This is a genomic window from Novosphingobium sp. G106 (assembly GCF_019075875.1).
Lineage (GTDB): Bacteria > Pseudomonadota > Alphaproteobacteria > Sphingomonadales > Sphingomonadaceae > Novosphingobium.
Genome location: NZ_JAHOOZ010000001.1, coordinates 3505321 through 3521516 on the forward strand (window position 1 = coordinate 3505321; position 16196 = coordinate 3521516).

Here is a 16196-nt window from a genome sequence, read left to right on the forward strand (position 1 = left end):
AGGTCATGGCGCGCGGCGGTGTTCTCGTCTGTCTGATCGGCACTCTCCTCGTCGCAGGCTGCGGCAAGGCTGGGGGCGATCGCAAGAAACCGCCGCCGCCGCTTGTCGCGGCAGCCGCGGCGGTGCGCCACCGCTTTGTCGACGTGATCGAGGCGGTCGGTACGGCCCGCGCCAACGAGCAGGTGACCATCGCCTCTCCGGTCACCGAACGGCTGGAACGCGTTTTGTTCGACGACGGCATGGCGGTCAGCAAGGGCCAGCTCCTGGCCGTGCTCTCGCAAGGCCAGGAGGACGCCCAGCTGCGCGGCGCGATCGCGGTGCAGACCCAGGCCACCGCGCAATATGATCGTATCAAGTCGCTGGCCGACCGCGGCTTCGCCACGCGCACCCAGCTCGACCAGCAGCTCGCCACGGCCGAAGGCGCCCGCGCCAGCGCCGCCGAAGCGCGTGCCGCGATCGGCGACCGCATGATCCGTGCACCTTTCGCCGGCTATACCAGCCTGCGCACGATCTCGGCCGGGATGGTCGTCAGTACGGGGACCCCGCTTGTGACGATCAGCGATCTCTCGCGGATCAAACTCGATTTCACCGTGCCCGAAACCAAGCTGCAGGCGCTGCGCGTCGGCCAGCCGATCCAGGCCCTCGCCGCGGCGTTCCCGGGCGCGCCGTTTACCGGCACGATCACTTCGATCGATCCCGTGATCGATCCCTCCAGCCGCGCCGTGCTGGTCCGCGCAACGCTGCCCAACCCCGGTGCTCGGATCAAACCGGGCATGCTGATGACGGTGCGGGTCGGCGCGGCCGAGCGGGTCGGCGATGCCGTGCCCGAACTCGCCGTCACCGGCCGCGGCGACGAGCGTTTCGTCTTCATCGTCACGCCAGAAAAGAAAGCCAAGCAGGTTCCGGTCAAGACCGGCCTGCGCTCCGCGGGCCTGATCGAAGTGACCGGCCTGCCCGCCGGCGCCAAGGTCATCGGCGACGGCGTCATCAAGGTCAGCGACGGCAGCCCCGTGCGCCTGCGCGGCGAAAAGCCCCGCCCGACGCGCACCGCAAGCGCCGACTGATGTTCCTTTCCGACCTTTCGGTCCGCCGGCCCGTTGTGGCGACCGTGGCGGCGATCCTGCTGACGCTCGTCGGTTTTGTCGCCTTCACGCAGCTTTCGGTGCGCGAGTATCCCGATACCGACCCGCCGGTGGTGTCGGTCCAGACGGTCTATACGGGCGCCAATGCCAGCGTGATCGAGAACCGCATCACGCAGCCGCTCGAAGACCTGCTCGCCGGGGTCGAGGGGATCGAGACGATCAGCTCGCAGTCGATGGACGGGCGTTCGGATATCACCATCGAGTTCCGCGCCGGCCGCGACATCGACGCCGCTGCCAACGACGTGCGCGACCGCGTCGCCCGCGGCGCTTCCGATCGGCCCGAAGACGCGCTCGCCCCCGAAGTGCGCAAGGTCGATACCGACGCGCAGCCGATCATGTTCTTCTTCGTCACATCGCCGACCTGGGACCAGATCAAGCTGGGCGAATATGTCGATCGCGTGGTGGTCGACCGGCTTTCGACGATCGACGGCGTCGCCCAGGTCACCACCCAGGGCCTGGCGCGTCCCGCGATGCGCGTCTGGCTCGATCCGGGCCGGCTCAGCGCCTATCGCCTGACGCCGAACGACGTGGAGAACGCACTGCGCCGGCAAAACGTAGAGCTTCCGGCCGGCCGCATCGAGGCGGCGAGCCAGAACGTCTCGCTCAAGGTCAACCGCAGCTTCACCACCCCGGCGGACTTCTCCGCGCTGGTGATCGGCCGCGGGCCCGACGGCTACCTCGTCCGCCTCGGTGACATCGCGCGGGTCGAGGAAGCGGCTGAGAACCCCTACACCAAGTTCCGCTACAACGGGAAACAGGGCGTCGGCCTTGGCATCGTGCGCCAGTCGGGCGCCAACACGCTCGAAGTCGCGCTGGCCGCCAAGGCGACGATGGCCGAACTCCAGCGCGAACTGCCGCCCGGCGTCGAAATCCAGATCGGCAGCGACAGCTCGCTCTATATCGAGCAGGCGATCAAGGGCGTCTGGCACACGCTGCTCGAAGCCGCAGCGCTGGTCACGGTCGTGATCTTCCTGTTCCTCGGCTCGTGGCGCGCGACGCTGATCCCGGCGATCACCGTGCCGATCTGCCTGCTCGCGACTTTCGCGGTGCTCTGGGTGCTCGGCTATTCGATCAACCTGCTGACACTGCTGGCGCTGGTCCTGGCGATCGGCCTCGTGGTCGACGACGCCATCGTCGTGCTGGAGAACGTCCACCACCGCATCGAGCAGGGCGAGCCGCCGCTCCTCGCCGCCTTTAACGGCGCGCGGCAGGTCGGCTTCGCCGTCATCGTGACGACCTTGGTGGTCTGCGCGGTCTTCGTGCCGGTGATGTTCCTGGCGGGCCAGACCGGCCTGCTGTTCCGCGAGCTGGCCGCGGCGATGATCGCGGCCGTCGGTATCTCCGGTTTCCTCGCGCTCACTCTGTCGCCGATGCTCTGCTCGAAGCTGCTCAAGGCCAACACGCACAGTGGGCTTTCGGCCCGGATCGAGCATATTCTCGATCGCATTACCGACACCTACGCTCGCTCACTCGATAGCAGTCTCCGGCGCTGGATACCCGTCGCGGGCGCGACCGCTGTGCTGCTGGTGGTCGGTGCCTTCCTCTTCACGCGCGTCGAAAGTGAACTGGTGCCGGCCGAGGATACGGGCGTGATTGAGGTCCGTCTGAGCGCGCCCGAGGGCACGAGTTTTGCCGAACTCGACCGCAGCGTCGGCGAGGCCGAGCAGGCGATCATCCCGCTGGTCGGCAAAGGCGGCGTGCGCGGGATGAATGCGCGCGTTCCCGGCGGCTTCGGCCTGACCGAGGATTTCAACCAGTCGAACATGCTGGTCTTCCTCAATCATTGGGACGAGCGCAGCACCAGCTCGCAGGACATCGCGCAGCTGGTCAATCGCAAGCTCGGCACCGTCGCCTCGCTGCGCGGCAACGGCGTCGTGCGCAGCTCGCTCGGACGCGGGCGCGGCCAGCCGATCGGCTTCGTCATCGCCGGCACGACCTATGAGGGCCTGGCCCGGGCGCGCGACCGCATCCTTACCGCGGCGCGCGACTTTCCGGGCATCGTCAATCTCGATGCCGACTACGTCGAAACCAAGCCGCAGCTCCTCATCGACGTCGACCGCCAGCGCGCGGGCGATCTCGGCATATCGGTCGCCGACGTCAGCCAGGCCCTGCAGACGCTGATGGGCTCGCGCCGCGTCTCGACCTATGTCCGAGACGGCGAGGAATACTATGTCATCGTCCAGGCCGACGACGCCAACCGCGACACCGAGGCCCGCCTCGATGGCGTCTACGTCCGCTCGCGCAGCGGCGAGTTGGTGCCACTGTCGAACCTCGTCAACGTCCACGAGAGCGCCACGGCACGCCAGCTCGGGCGGTTCAACAAGATGCGCGCGATCACGCTGCAGGGCGGCGTCGCGCCCGGCCATTCGCTCGGCACGGCGCTCGATTTCCTCGAGACCGAGGCGCGCAATTCGCCCGAGGTCCTCTCGGTCGGCTATCGCGGCGACAGCCTGGCCTTCAAGCAGACCGGCGGCTCGATATGGGCGGTCTTCGCGATCACCGTGCTGATCATCTATCTGCTGCTGGCGGCGCAGTTCGAAAGCTTCATCCACCCGGCGGTGATCGTCTCGGCCGTGCCGCTGGCCGTGGCGGGCGGCGTGATCGGGCTCTGGGCCACGGGCATGACGATCAACCTCTATAGCCAGATCGGCGTGGTCATGCTGGTCGGCCTCGCCGCGAAGAACGGCATTCTCATCGTCGAATATGCCAACCAGCTGCGCGATGCCGGCGCGAGCATCGACGAGGCGATCCGCGAAGCCTCGGCGCGGCGCCTGCGCCCGATCCTGATGACCTCACTGGCGACGGTTGCCGGCGCCGTGCCGCTGGCGCTCAGCCATGGAGCGGGTGCCGGTGCGCGCTCGGCGATCGGCGTGGTCGTGGTCTTCGGCGTAACGATCGCCACTGCGGTCACGCTCTACATCGTCCCGCTGCTCTATCGCTGGCTGGCGCCCTACACCTCGTCGCCGCAGACGATCAGCCGCCTGCTGCGCAAGATGATGCGCGGCCAGCCCAAGACGCCTGTCCCGGCGCCTGCCGAATAGCCAGGGGCCGAACAAACGAAAACGCCGGAGCGCATAGCGCCCCGGCGTCATCTCGTTCCAGCTTCAGCTCAGCCTTCCAGCCGTCGGCGAGCGAAGCGGAGTAGCCTTAGAGGCCCGTGTTCGAGCCGAAGCGGCTCTGCGTCGCCCGGGCAGCGATCTGCTGCATCGTGGGCTGCACGTTGGCCGCCATCTCGCGGCGGCACTTGTAGTCGGGCGAAAGGTCCGCGCCGACCCGGTCACCCGGGTTGCACGCGGCGGCGATCGCCTTGTCGATGCGGTTCTGGAGCTGCGCCACGCCAGCCTGCGTGGTCAGGTCGAGGTCAGCCGACGAAACATTGACGGAAACGTTCTCGCGCGAGGTTTCAGCCGAAACAGCCGCGGACGCGAACAGGCAAGCAGCCGCGACAGCGGCGCCGATGTACTTCATGGGAATTCTCCTGCAAACAGCGTTTGAGTAGATTTATGGGATTTTTCGCATCGCTCTATTCCGGGGAACCGCCGCTCAAGTGGGCGATTGGCCGGTGGACGTTCTGTGCGTCCTTGCGCTCTTCTTTAATCCTCTAGAGGCGAGGCAACAAGAGCGAATCGCATGCTGCACCGCGGAAATCCGCCATTTTTTGATGCTGAGGCGCAGCAAATTCCTGTTTTGTTCACCCAAACCCGGTTCTTGCCCCATCGTCCACTGCGATCCAGGCAATACGTCAAACTGCGCAATTGCCTCGTCCATCGCACCGACGCATGCTCCCTCACTGCAAGTAAATTCGGAGAAAAGTTCATGCTGTCGGGACGTATCGTGGCAGCATTCTCCGCCCTTGCCCTGCTATCGGAACCTGCTGCTGCTGCGCCACTCCGCCCCGACCAGCAGAGCTTCTTCGAACTCTACAAGGAACTGGTCGAAACCAACACCACCGCCTCGGTCGGCAGTTGCACCCAGGCGGCGGCCCAGCTCGAAGCACGGCTGCGCAAGGCGGGGTTCGGGGACACCGAGCTGTTTTCCTACGCACCGCCTGAGAACCCCCGCCACGGCAATCTCGTCGCGACGATGGCGGGCAGCGACAAGAATGTCCCCGCGGTGCTGCTGCTCGCACATCTCGACGTCGTCGAAGCCAACCGCGCCGACTGGGAGCGCGACCCGTTCAAGCTGACCGAGGAAGGCGGCTTCTACTTCGCGCGCGGCTCGACCGACGACAAATCGCAGGCGGCGATCTTCACCGATACGTTGATCCGGCTCAAGCAGTCGGGCTTCAAGCCCCGCCGCATGCTGAAGCTGGCGCTCACCTGCGGCGAAGAAGGCGGTACCGGTTCGATCAACGGCGCCGAATGGCTGGCGCGCAACCGCCCAGACCTGATCGCCGCGGGCTTCGCGCTCAACGAGGGCGGGCCGGGACGCATGGCGGCCGACGGTGGCCCTTTGAACCTCGGCGTACAGGTTGGCGAGAAAGCCCCGCGCAGCTTCACGCTCGAAACCACGAACAAGGGCGGGCATAGCTCGGTGCCGGTCCGCGACAACGCGATCTACCAACTCGCCGACGCCGTGCTGAAAGTGCGCGAACTGAAGTTCCCGCTGCGGCTCACCCCCGTGACCAAGCTCTACTTCCAGCGCATGGGCGCCCTGCGCAAGGATGCGATGGGCGCGGCGATGATCAAGCTGGCGGCCGATCCCACGGACAGCGCGGCCGAAGCGCTGGTTTCGTCCGACCGGTCGTTCAACTCGATGCTGCACACCACCTGCGTCGCCACGGAGATCGGCGGCGGCCACGCGATCAACGCGCTGCCGCAGCGCGCGAAGGCCAGCATCAACTGCCGCATCCTGCCCGGCGAGACCGTAGAGGAGACCGAGGCCGCACTCGTTGGCGCGATCGCCGATCCCGGGGTCAAGATTACCCTCGTGCAGGAAGGCCTACGTACCCTGGCGATTCCGCCGACGCTCGATCCCGCGGTGATGGACCCAATGGAGCGGCTCACGCAGAAACATTTTCCGGGCGTACCGCTGATCCCGATGATTTCGACCGGGGCGACCGATTCCACCTGGCTGGGCCTCGTCCACATCCCGACTTACGGCATTCCCGGCCTCTGGACCGATCCCGAGACCGTCGGCACGCACGGGCTCAACGAACGCGTGTCGATCCGGGCGCTCTACGAGGGCCGCGACTATATGTTCGACCTGATCAAGACCTACGCCGCGAGCCGCGAGTAAGCGCGTTCCGCCGCAAATTTCCGAGATAAGCCGTCGAACTGGTCGATACACCGGCCGCAGGCCCGGCTTGATCGCAGCCACGCGCCGATCAGCTATTTACAAAATCGACCTCATCATCCGCGGAGAGGATACGACCTGGCTGCCAGTTATCGTCGCCTGCATGGCTGCACGTATTGGCAATCGCAAGGTATTAACCTGGTCAAAGTCAAGATTTCCCTGTTTTTAACGATCAAGTTATGGATGTTTCCAATATCCTCCTCTTAAACGAAATCGCGATGAGCTCAATTCTATTGGAGGCCTCCGCTCATCCGGCCGATCTCACCATCCCGGAGGAAGCATCCATTTTCGATGCAAAATCATTGCACTATTTAACTGATTTTCCTCGCTGCGAGTGGACGCAGACCCCGCGTTGAGCTTACCGGGGGTTGGGGTCGCTTTGAGTAGAGTATTGAATGAGCTCCAATTCAAAATCGGGCGAAAACGAGATTGAGGGCATCCCCGTCCAGAAGAACGATGGCGAGCTCCGTGATCCGCGCATGCTCATCGCCAAATGGATCTACTCCAGCCGGCAGGATCGTCCAGGCGGCAGCGACACGCGCCTTTTCGGCGAGCCCGCTTGGGACATAATCCTGGATATCTACATCCACCAGGCCAAGGGGCGCTCGACCAGCATCACGGCGGCCTGCATCGGATCGCACGCGCCGGCTACGACGGCCCTGCGCTATATCGACCTGCTCTGTGAACTCGACTGGGTCGAGAAGATCCCCGACGACAACGACCGGCGACGCTCCCTGCTGGCACTGACGGCATCGGCCAAGAATCAGATGGACAGCTATCTGGATCGCGTGCTCGAAGGGTTGGCCCGCATGGCGCCCGAGCTCCTGCAGCACCTCCGCAGCAATTCGACCGGCGCGCTCGAACAAAGCCCCTGACGAACGGCAAGTGGACGCACCGGTTCAGTGCAGGCGAAATTGGCTTCGCTTTATTCGCCAAGCGAGCGGGCCTTCGCCGAATTCGCGCGAGAACCACCGCGAGAACGTGCTTCCGTCGCTGAAGCCGACCATTTCCGCGACGATCGAAAGCGGTAGCGAAGACGTATTCACATAACGTATCGCCAGATCTCGCCGTGCCGCTTTCAGCAATTCCGAAAAACTGGCCCCCTCATCCATCAACGATCGCTGCAATGAACGCGCGCTCACGCCCAGATTTCTGGCGACGGATGTCAGCGTAGGCGCTTCGGATCCGATCATCAGGGAGATGGCGTGGCGCGTCTTCTCTGCCAGGGTGCGAACCCGCGCATTTGCCGGCAAGGTATCCAGCAACGCTCGCGCGTTCTGCACCATGCGCTCATCCGCCAGCGGGTTGGGGACATCGAGCAAATGCTCCGAACAGGAAAATCCGTCGAAGTTGCTATCGAACTCAATGATATGATTGAAATATTCGGAGAATGGACGAGTGTTGTCCGGCCTATACCTGGTGAAATGCACGCAATCCGGATGCCACGATCCCCCCGCTTGAAACGCGAAGGACGTTGAACAACACCGCCATATACAGGCTCATTGTCTGAAACTCGGCGCCTTCGCAGTTCAATCCGCATTTGATCGAAGCGGCGCCATCGCGGGTCTCCATATGAAGGCTGATAATATCGTTTATCAGGTGGCGGTACTCTTTCCCGGTGGCGATCACATCGCGTGGGGTTCGAACATGCTGGAGCAGAAGACTGAGCGGCCCCAAGCTTGCATAGCTGCGACGCCTCGCCATCAGAATTCCGAATTCCTGGCAGTTCGACAGTATCGCCGAGTCTTCGATCAGGGATACGACCGGGCCGGCGCCCAGCGACCATTCGGGATTCTGGAGATCCTTGGGGAGCAGTCGTTTTTCCAGAAGCATCGCATAAGGATCGAGCCCGACCGAGCGCGCTACCTCGATGTAGTCGGTCAGAATGACAGCCCGCACTCTCGGCGTCATGAAGCGACCCCGCCGGCAAACCTATGCAACGGCGCATCTTTAGCTGTGCTGTGATCGAACGACCATCGGGTGTTTCCCCAAGCCGGTCGGCGCTGGCGAAATCCGGAACGGCGGGTGCGACGAGCAAGCTGAGCCAACCCGTCGCACCTTCTCGTTATTGTCGAGATTTTGCGAACCGAAGGGGGGATGAACGGCATGCCCCTTCTCGACATGGCGCTTTTCAGCAGGTTCGCAGCGCGGGCGCTTTGCAAAGCGCGAAAGATTCTATGCCCCTCACGCCACTCGCGGGATCATCCCCGCGTGGCAGAGCCGGCTTCCGGAAGCGCGAACGGGCGCAGGTTGGTGGCAGCGGCGCGGACTCGCATCGCTGCCACGCAAATCCGGTCGGTCAGGCCTGGGGCGCTGCTTCGGTCTTGGCGCGACGCGGCGCCTTTGCTTTGGCAGCGGGCTTGCTTGCCACCTTGGTGCCAGGCTTGCGGCCAAGGCCGATCTTCTTGGCAAGACCACGCCGCATTTCCGCATAGTTCTCCGCAACCATCGGATAGTCCGGCTTCAGGCCATAGCGCTCACGATACTGCGCCGGCGTCAGTCCATGACCCGACAGATGGCGCTTCAGCGTCTTGTAGGGCTTGCCATCGATCATCGAGATGATGTGGTCCTTCGAAGCCAACGAACGACGCGCCGTAACCGCCGCGGCGTATTCGGACGCAGGCGCCGCCTCTTCGGCCTTGGCCGGAGCCGCGGCCAGACTTGTCACCGCCCCATGCATCTTCTCGAGGAAGGAAGGCACTTCTTCTGCTGAGGCTCTGGTATTGGGATTGGAGAGCCAAGCGATCGTCAATTCGGTCGCCAGTTCGAGAAGACTGGGATCGGAAGCTTCATCGGCCATGTGAAATCCTCGTTATTGGACAGAACCCATCTACTGACAAACCTGTCAACGTCAATGCTTACTCGTATTTTCAACAGGTAATCTCCATTTCATGGACTTCAACGCTGTGCAAGCATCGAAAATGTCGCACGTTTGCTTGGCAGCCGACCTTCTGTTTCCCTGCAAGCACGGTGCAACAACATCGGAGCGATTGACTTTTGCCAATCTGATCGGGAAGTGTTCCGATTAGACACAGTAGCTCTTGCGTAACCGAGGGCTTCAGATATCATCGCGGTCTCTCATTACTTTTGATTTGCCCTTCGCTTTGCGGGAGTCGTGGGCTTGGCCGATTTCGAGCAAACTCAGATGGTTACAAGTGCCCGGCTGATGGACCTCATCGCCGGTGACCGCTTGCATTGTCTCGAGTTGGCGATCGGTGGCGACATCGAGAGGCGCCATGTCGTCAGCCCCTTGGGCCTAAAGATCGGGCGGACCGCACCCGCCGACGTCATCATTGCCGATTCCGAAGTATCGCGGTCGCACTGTCTGGTCGCGCTCAAGGGAGACGAGCTTTACGTTTCCGACCTCAATTCCACCAACGGTACATTCATCGACGGCGTCCGCGTCACCGGCGTCGCGCCGCTGCCGGTCGGGTCGGTGCTGCAGGTCGGCAGCCGCACGCTCAAGCATGAATGGCGCACGCGAATCGAGATCGATCAATCGGACGATTTCGACCGCGACCTGCAAAGGGCGGCGTCCTATGTGAAGGCGCTGCTGCCGCCGCCGTCGACCGAAGGGCCGATCAGGGCCGACTGGATCTACAAACCTTCGACCAAGCTGGGCGGCGACGCTTTCGGCTACGGCAAGCTGACCGACGACCTCTATGTCTGCTATCTGGTCGATGTCGCCGGGCACGGCGCGGGCGCGGCCATGCATGCCGTGGCGATCATGAACCAGCTGCGGCAACGATCGCTTCCCAACACCGACATGGCCCAGCCCGAACTGGTGCTGAGCACGCTCAACGAGCTGTTCCAGATGGAGGACCACGACGGCCTCTATTTCACCATCTGGTACGGGGTCTACGATGCCCGCACGCGGCGCCTGAACTTCGCCAGCGGCGGCCACCATCCGGCCTATCTGGTTCCGCCCGACCGGCCCGCGGCCATTCCGTTGCGCACACGCAACATCATCATCGGCGCTATGCCGGCGATGAATTTCGTCCGCGGATCGGTCACCGTACCGCCGGGCTCCTCATTCTATCTTTTTAGTGACGGCGTGTACGAAATCATTGACAAGGAAGGGACTCAATGGACGATTGAGGACTTCACGTCGTTGATCCTTCAGCCGCCCGTTCCAGGGCTCAGTGAACCGCAGCGGCTTTACGAGGCCGTCTGCGAACAGGCGCAGTTGACGACGCTGGAAGATGATTTTTCGCTCGTTGTCGTCACGTTCGACTGAGCTCTGCGGGGACCCGTCATGGATGTTTTGATTACCGATGTTTCCGGCGTGACCAAAGTCGAGCTCAATGGGCGGCTCGACACGGCGAACGTCAATCAGGTCGAAACCTCGTTCATCGCCGGCATAGTACCCCAGGGCCAGAACACGATGATCGACCTGACCCAGGTCACTTTCATCGCTTCGCTGGGCATCCGCATGCTGCTGAGCGCGGCGCGCGTGCTGACGCGCCGTGGCGCCAAATTCGTGATGTACGGCGCAACGCCCGCCGTGCTCGACATCATCGAGACGACGGCACTGTCCGAGGTGATCCCTGTCCTGGGCAGCGAAGCAGACGCCATGGCCGCAATCAACGCTTGAACGACGGGAGCGTGAATCCCAACCGGTCACCCCGAGAAGAAGTCTTCTTCCTCGACCTGCCGGTGGCCATGGAGTCGCTCGAAACCGGCCGGCTTGCGCTCCTGTCCTATCTCGAACCCTTCGCTCTCGAAGCGCGGCTGATCAACCGCGTCGAAGTGGTGTTGGAAGAACTGGTCAGCAATGTCGTGCGTCATGCCAAGGACGCGAACAACCTGGCAATCGAGGCCGAACGGACGGGCTCCGCGGTGCTGCTGGCGGTCGAGGACGACGGCCCCGCATTCAATCCGCTGAGCATGCCCGAACCGCCCTCGTTCACTGCCATCGAGGATGCCATGCTCGGTGGTCAGGGCATCCCCCTGATCCGCCGCCTGTCGCAGTCGGTCCGCTACGAACGCCGCGAAACGCGCAACCGGATCGTCGCGCTGATTACCGGCTAGGTCCTCACCGCGACGCTGCCGAGGACCGCGACTCCATGAGCTGCAGATAGCGCTTCGTCTGCTCGCCTTGGGCGATCAGACGGTCGGCATCGTGATCGGTCTTCGCGCCGCGCATCGAATTGGTCAGCGTGTTGAGATAAGTCAGATAGCCTTGGGCGCTCTGCATGTTCTGCTGCAGCGTACGATAATTGGCCTTCTCGTCGTCAGAACCACGGGGGTTTGACCGGGCAGACCGGCCCATCTTGATGACCTTCTGCGCGATCTCGCGACTAGAGGAAACGATGCCGGCCAACTGCTGCGCCTTGCTGCCGGAGACGGCTTGGTTCGCGCTCGATGGCAATGCTACCGGGGCGGCGGGCGTACTCGCGGGGGCAGCAACTTCGCCCGAGCTCAAGCCTGTCTGGTCGACCACAATCGAAGGTGAAGTTGCCGCGGCCCTCGCCTGCGCCGAGACGAAGCTGCGCCAGCTGGAGAGCGCCGCCTGTGCCGAAGCCATCGCCTGACTTGGATCCGCGGCAGTACTCGCCGACTGTGCGGCAGCCGAAAGCGCTCCGCTGGACTGCAGCAACCTTGCGTGGACGCCGCGCCGCTCGGCGCTTTCCGAACGCGCGGCATTTGGCCGCCGCGGATCGGCCCAGGGCAGCTGCCGCGCGATCCGCTGTGCGCGGCGTTCGGCATCGCTGAGCAAAGCCTGCGCGAAGCTCGTGCTGGCGCTCTTGGCCAGACCGGGAATGTCGGCCTGGCCAGTCTGGCCCGCTTGCGCCGCGGTCGCCGCCAGCGCGTTCACCGCGTCGGCCGGTGCACCAGACTTGCGCGCCTCGTCCGCGAGCGCCTGCAGCGTCTGCGCAAAGCCCGTGCTGTCGGAAAGGTTGATCGGCACCGCGGAAGCAGTGGCACCGGGCTGCGGAGCGCCGGCGATCGGACTCACGGCGTCGCTCGCCGCCGTTTGCGACTTGCCGTTCAGCAGGTACCAGCCACCGCCCAGTCCCGCGGCCAGGACCGCCACGCCACCGAGTACGAGCGGCAGCTTGCCCCCGCCGGATGTCTTGACCGGCTTGGCCGCCGGCGAAGGCGCCGAAGGCATCGCGGCAGCAGACTGAACCGGCTTGCCGGGCGGCGGCGGATCGGCTGGACTCCCGTTGGTGGCAATCGGCGACACCGGCGCAGGCTTGGCCGGAGGTTCGACGAGCGCAGCGGACGACAGCCCATCGTCGAGCACAGCTTCCTCGCCGGCCGGGACCAGTTCCGACTGCCTGGCCGCATCGGCATCTTCGCCGACCTGCTGGAACTCGGCCTTGCTGACGCTGTCGGGAACCGGCACTTCGATGTCGTCGACCCGCTCGAACCCCGGCGGTGGCGGCGCGACCGGGAGAATCCGGCGGGTAAGCGTATCGTAGGTCACGAACCGCGTGGTATCGTCATCCTCGCCATCCGAGGCACGGGCCCCCGCAGCGCCAGCTTCCGGCGAGAGTAGGGCCAGCCATTCCGAAATCGACTGCGGCCGTTCTTCGGGCCGGACGATCATCGCTGCATCGATCGCTTTCAGGAACGCGCGGCTGTATCCTGGCCAGTCGCCATCCGCGAGCGGGCTACCCAGCCCGCCGTGCATCCGCTCCAGCACTTCGGGCGGTTTCTGCCCGGTGATGCATTCGTAGAGCACCACGCCGAGGGCATAGATGTCGGTCCATGGGCCTTGGGCATAGGTCTTCACATACTGCTCGATCGCAGCGTAAGGCGGCGTGTGGAAGGTGACCTTGGTGCTGGTCGCATCCGCCGCTTCGAAGCGGGCCGAGCCGAAATCGATCAGGACAGGCCGACCGTCTTCGTTTACCAGGATGTTCGGCGGCTTGATATCACGGTGCAGGACGCCGACGCGGTGCGCCCGTTCCAGACCCTCGGCAATCGGCCGGAGCAGCGCCAGCAGGCTGGCTTCGTTGAAGCGCTGGCCCTGCTTGAGGATCTTGGATAGCGACATGCCGTCCTCGAAATCCATGACCATGTAGGCCGTGCCGTGGATTTCGAACAGACTGCGGACGCTGACGATGTTGGGGTGACGCGAGGGCGTCGACAGGTTCCAGAGGAGCTTGGCCTCCTCAACGAATTTCTTGAGACCGAGCGCGTGGACTTCCTCGGCGGCGGAATCGATCGGGACGACAGTATCGCCGTCCTTGCGATCGCTGATGGCGCTCGGGAAATACTCCTTGATCGCCACGAGCTCGTCGAAATAGATGCCGCGGCCTTTGTAGACAATGCCAAAGCCACCGACACCCAGGACTTCTTCGAGGCGCCATTCCCGAAGAACTGTTCCGGGCGGAAGAGCCTTGTTGCTGTACGCCATATTGATCGTCGTCCCACCACGCGATTTTGCGACGCAACAATCAGTCGCATGATCCGCACACCTTTGCTAGTCTCGCTGCGGCAGAATACGCAAGGACATCCGCATGGTATTCGATTGCGCGACCCGGACACATGTGGGGCATCGGCGCAAGCTTAACGAGGATGCAGTGCTCGACTGCGGCGAACAAGGGCTCTGGGCCGTCGCAGACGGCATGGGCGGACATGAGGCCGGCGAAGTCGCCAGCACAATGGTGGTGGAAGCACTCAGCAATTTCGCCGCGGCGGGCTCCATCGAGCATCGGATCGACAGTGTGATCACCGCGCTAGAGAACGTGAACCTCTCGCTGCACGACATGGGCCGCGCATCGATCAGGCAGCGGACGATTGGCACGACCGTGGTCGGGCTCGTGGCCGACGGCGAGCAATTCCGCTGCTTCTGGGCCGGGGACAGCCGCGCCTATCGGCTGCGCGGTCCCTCGATCGACCAGCTCACGCGCGACCACAGCCTCGTCCAGGATCTCGTCGATGCGGGCATGATCGAGCCGGGCGAGGCCGAGACGCATCCCAACTCCAACGTCGTGACCCGCGCGGTGGGCGCGGCGGAACGGCTTCAGGTCGATACCGTCGGCGGACCGCTCAATGGCGGCGACACGTTCCTGTTGGCCAGCGACGGGCTGACAAGGCTGGTCCGGCCCGAAGAGATCGCGCTTCAGCTGGCCTCGCCAGGCCTCGACACGGCAGCCGACAGCCTGATGGACCTGGCGCTCGACCGGGGCGCGCCCGACAACGTCTCGCTGATCATCGTCCGCTTCCGGAAAGGCTAGCGGATCAGAGAGGAGATGAAGGAGGAACCGACGTTGGTGCAGTCGAAGGCGTGCAGTCCGAATTCTTCGGCCAGCGTTTCGAAGCTGGCAACACCGCGGACCGAATTACCCTTGGCGTCGAGCCGCGGCGAATAGCTGCCAATCCCCAGTTGCCGGTTGATCACCCCGACTATGCCGCCGCCGACGCCGCTCTTGGCGGGAATGCCGACGTCGTAGGCCCAGTGACCGGCATAGTCGTACATGCCGCAGGTAAACATCACCGACAGCGTGCGGCGCACCGAAGTCAGCTCGAAGGCCAGGCGCTTGTCGAGCGGGCTCTGTCCCATGTTGGCGAAAGTCGCGCCCATGCGGGCGAGATCGACCGCGGTCACGCTGATCGAGCATTGCCGGAAATAGAGATCGAGCGCCTTGTCGGGCGACGATCCCGACAGGGCACCGTTCGCCAGCAGGAGATGCGCGATGGCACGGTTGCGATGGCCGGTCTCGTTCTCGGAGCGGTAGACCGCCTCGTCGACCGAGAGCTCGCGCCCCGCGGCGACTGAGAAACGATTGAGCAGGAACTCGAAGGCATCCTTGCCCAGATAGTCGCAGAGAATGCCGGCGACGGCGATAGCGCCGGCGTTCACCATCGGGTTGAACGGCCGGTTCGTGCTGGGATCGAAGACGATCGCATTGAACGGATCGCCGCTCGGTTCGACGCCGACGCGGCTCGATACGCGCTGCGGGCCGGCGATCTCCAGCGCGAGACAAAATGCGAAGGCCTTCGACACCGACTGAATGGTGAACGGCACTTCCGCATCACCGATGGTGTAGAGTTGGCCCTTCGACGTGGCGATGGCGAGACCGAAGTCGTCGGGATTGGCCTTGCTCAGCTCGGGAATGTAGTCGGCGACGGCGCCCTTGGAATTCTTGCCGTGCATCGCCCAGGCCCGCTGCAGAGCGCGATCGAATTCGTTGTCGGGTCCCGCATCCGCGTCTTCTAGCCCCATGCCCACCTCTTGGCTGGCGCCGGAGACCGGCGCGGCCAGAATGCGGCACCCCCTGCCGCTCTGACGAAAGCGCATGGCATCATACTTTATTGTGCGCCGCAATAGAGCATTCGCAGCCAGGCCGCAGATCGAGCGGTCGGCATCAACGCCTTAGGGCCTCATGCGCGGTGCCAGACCTGCGACTTGCAGATCAATCCACCGAGAACGCAACCGCTGATCTTGAGCTTGTTCGGATCGAGCAGGGAGATCGTCGAATAGTAGGTGTGGCCCATGTCCGGCACGAAGACTTCTCCCACCCAGTTGCCCGGGCGCGTGCTGACATAGTCGCGCAGCAGGGTCGTGCCGACGATTTGGGGGACGCCGCCGGCCGCGGCGTCTGCCGCTGCCTCCTCGTTCGCCCAGACGACCCAGCCACACAGCTTGTCGCCGCATCGGCCGGTCTGCACTTTTACGGAACCGTACGGATTTACCCAGGTGCCGATCTCCTCGCCGGAGGAAACCGGTGTCGCCTGCCCGGGTCCAGACACCAGGGTCAGCGTTGCCGCGGCCAATGCCGCCCAAAGCGCCATTCTTCTCAT

Annotated in this window: 15 protein-coding genes; 8 read left to right on the forward strand and 7 right to left on the reverse strand. The window is 64.0% G+C overall.

Annotation, left to right across the window (positions count from 1 at the left end):
- The first annotated feature begins 5 nt into the window (after positions 1 to 5).
- Together KRR38_RS16765 and KRR38_RS16770 are read left to right on the forward strand one after the other, a co-directional pair.
- The gene (locus tag KRR38_RS16765; protein WP_217403696.1) at positions 6 to 1064 is read left to right on the forward strand and encodes an efflux RND transporter periplasmic adaptor subunit; all 1059 of its coding nucleotides are present in this window, start codon (positions 6 to 8) and stop codon (positions 1062 to 1064) included.
- Positions 1064 to 4183 carry an efflux RND transporter permease subunit gene (locus KRR38_RS16770; RefSeq protein WP_217403698.1) on the forward strand — a complete coding sequence of 1040 codons (3120 nt, stop codon included), beginning with the start codon at positions 1064 to 1066 and terminating at the stop codon, positions 4181 to 4183. Before KRR38_RS16765 ends, KRR38_RS16770 begins: the two co-directional genes overlap by 1 nt.
- A 106-nt stretch (positions 4184 to 4289) precedes the next feature.
- On the opposite strand, the gene KRR38_RS16775 is transcribed toward KRR38_RS16770, so the two are convergent.
- Entirely contained in the window at positions 4290 to 4610 is a 321-nt protein-coding gene (locus KRR38_RS16775; protein ID WP_217403700.1) for a UrcA family protein, read from the reverse strand.
- A gap of 348 nt (positions 4611 to 4958) precedes the next feature.
- Here KRR38_RS16775 and KRR38_RS16780 point away from each other — a divergent pair, with 348 nt between their 5' ends.
- Positions 4959 to 6380 (forward strand): M20/M25/M40 family metallo-hydrolase, encoded by a 1422-nt coding sequence (locus KRR38_RS16780; RefSeq protein WP_217403702.1) that lies wholly within the window; start codon positions 4959 to 4961, stop codon positions 6378 to 6380.
- Positions 6381 to 6832: 452 nt separating this feature from the next.
- Entirely contained in the window at positions 6833 to 7312 is a 480-nt protein-coding gene (locus tag KRR38_RS16785) for a hypothetical protein (RefSeq protein ID WP_217403704.1), read from the forward strand.
- 24 nt (positions 7313 to 7336) lie between these two features.
- Here KRR38_RS16785 and KRR38_RS37400 read toward each other — a convergent pair whose 3' ends face one another.
- From KRR38_RS37400 to KRR38_RS16800, 3 genes are all read right to left on the reverse strand, one after another.
- On the reverse strand, positions 7337 to 7867 hold the full coding sequence (locus KRR38_RS37400; protein WP_217403706.1) for a helix-turn-helix transcriptional regulator: 531 nt from the start codon (positions 7865 to 7867) through the stop codon (positions 7337 to 7339).
- Positions 7848 to 8348 carry an AraC family transcriptional regulator ligand-binding domain-containing protein gene (locus KRR38_RS16795; protein WP_217403708.1) on the reverse strand — a complete coding sequence of 167 codons (501 nt, stop codon included), beginning with the start codon at positions 8346 to 8348 and terminating at the stop codon, positions 7848 to 7850. Before KRR38_RS16795 ends, KRR38_RS37400 begins: the two co-directional genes overlap by 20 nt.
- 388 nt (positions 8349 to 8736) lie before the next feature.
- Positions 8737 to 9237: a MucR family transcriptional regulator gene (locus KRR38_RS16800; RefSeq protein WP_217403710.1), complete on the reverse strand. Its 501-nt coding sequence runs from the start codon at positions 9235 to 9237 to the stop codon at positions 8737 to 8739.
- Positions 9238 to 9582: 345 nt separating this feature from the next.
- Here KRR38_RS16800 and KRR38_RS16805 point away from each other — a divergent pair, with 345 nt between their 5' ends.
- Genes KRR38_RS16805 through KRR38_RS16815 form a run of 3 tightly spaced genes read left to right on the forward strand, consistent with a single transcriptional unit; the run spans position 9583 to position 11468 of the window.
- On the forward strand, positions 9583 to 10674 hold the full coding sequence (locus KRR38_RS16805) for a PP2C family protein-serine/threonine phosphatase (RefSeq protein ID WP_217403712.1): 1092 nt from the start codon (positions 9583 to 9585) through the stop codon (positions 10672 to 10674).
- 18 nt (positions 10675 to 10692) lie between these two features.
- The gene (locus KRR38_RS16810) at positions 10693 to 11031 is read left to right on the forward strand and encodes an STAS domain-containing protein (protein ID WP_217403715.1); all 339 of its coding nucleotides are present in this window, start codon (positions 10693 to 10695) and stop codon (positions 11029 to 11031) included.
- The gene (locus KRR38_RS16815; protein WP_217403716.1) at positions 11028 to 11468 is read left to right on the forward strand and encodes an ATP-binding protein; all 441 of its coding nucleotides are present in this window, start codon (positions 11028 to 11030) and stop codon (positions 11466 to 11468) included. The genes KRR38_RS16810 and KRR38_RS16815 overlap by 4 nt, the downstream gene beginning before the upstream one ends.
- Positions 11469 to 11472: 4 nt before the next feature.
- Here KRR38_RS16815 and KRR38_RS16820 read toward each other — a convergent pair whose 3' ends face one another.
- Positions 11473 to 13806 (reverse strand): serine/threonine-protein kinase, encoded by a 2334-nt coding sequence (locus KRR38_RS16820; RefSeq protein WP_217403719.1) that lies wholly within the window; start codon positions 13804 to 13806, stop codon positions 11473 to 11475.
- A 103-nt stretch (positions 13807 to 13909) separates the two neighbouring features.
- Between KRR38_RS16820 and KRR38_RS16825 the strand changes: the two genes are divergently transcribed.
- The gene (locus tag KRR38_RS16825) at positions 13910 to 14629 is read left to right on the forward strand and encodes a PP2C family serine/threonine-protein phosphatase (protein ID WP_217403721.1); all 720 of its coding nucleotides are present in this window, start codon (positions 13910 to 13912) and stop codon (positions 14627 to 14629) included.
- Here the strand turns inward: KRR38_RS16825 and glsA are convergent.
- Positions 14626 to 15618 carry a glutaminase A gene (glsA, locus tag KRR38_RS16830; RefSeq protein WP_217403723.1) on the reverse strand — a complete coding sequence of 331 codons (993 nt, stop codon included), beginning with the start codon at positions 15616 to 15618 and terminating at the stop codon, positions 14626 to 14628. The genes KRR38_RS16825 and glsA overlap by 4 nt on opposite strands.
- Positions 15619 to 15776: 158 nt before the next feature.
- A complete protein-coding gene (locus KRR38_RS16835; RefSeq protein ID WP_254514848.1) occupies positions 15777 to 16187 on the reverse strand; it encodes a DUF2147 domain-containing protein in 411 nt (136 codons plus the stop codon).
- Positions 16188 to 16196: the final 9 nt, after the last annotated feature.

Bases quoted from the DNA above. Each gene is read 5' to 3' on its own strand.
- KRR38_RS16835 (WP_254514848.1), bottom strand. From the start codon at position 16,187: ATGGCGCTTTGGGCGGCATTGGCCGCGGCAACGCTGACCCTGGTGTCT.
- glsA (WP_217403723.1), bottom strand. From the start codon at position 15,618: ATGGGGCTAGAAGACGCGGATGCGGGACCCGACAACGAATTCGATCGC.
- KRR38_RS16765 (WP_217403696.1), top strand. From the start codon at position 6: ATGGCGCGCGGCGGTGTTCTCGTCTGTCTGATCGGCACTCTCCTCGTC.
- KRR38_RS16775 (WP_217403700.1), bottom strand. From the start codon at position 4,610: ATGAAGTACATCGGCGCCGCTGTCGCGGCTGCTTGCCTGTTCGCGTCC.
- KRR38_RS16805 (WP_217403712.1), top strand. From the start codon at position 9,583: ATGGTTACAAGTGCCCGGCTGATGGACCTCATCGCCGGTGACCGCTTG.
- KRR38_RS16825 (WP_217403721.1), top strand. From the start codon at position 13,910: ATGGTATTCGATTGCGCGACCCGGACACATGTGGGGCATCGGCGCAAG.
- KRR38_RS16810 (WP_217403715.1), top strand. From the start codon at position 10,693: ATGGATGTTTTGATTACCGATGTTTCCGGCGTGACCAAAGTCGAGCTC.
- KRR38_RS16785 (WP_217403704.1), top strand. From the start codon at position 6,833: ATGAGCTCCAATTCAAAATCGGGCGAAAACGAGATTGAGGGCATCCCC.
- KRR38_RS16770 (WP_217403698.1), top strand. From the start codon at position 1,064: ATGTTCCTTTCCGACCTTTCGGTCCGCCGGCCCGTTGTGGCGACCGTG.
- KRR38_RS16795 (WP_217403708.1), bottom strand. From the start codon at position 8,348: ATGACGCCGAGAGTGCGGGCTGTCATTCTGACCGACTACATCGAGGTA.
- KRR38_RS16820 (WP_217403719.1), bottom strand. From the start codon at position 13,806: ATGGCGTACAGCAACAAGGCTCTTCCGCCCGGAACAGTTCTTCGGGAA.
- KRR38_RS16800 (WP_217403710.1), bottom strand. From the start codon at position 9,237: ATGGCCGATGAAGCTTCCGATCCCAGTCTTCTCGAACTGGCGACCGAA.
- KRR38_RS16780 (WP_217403702.1), top strand. From the start codon at position 4,959: ATGCTGTCGGGACGTATCGTGGCAGCATTCTCCGCCCTTGCCCTGCTA.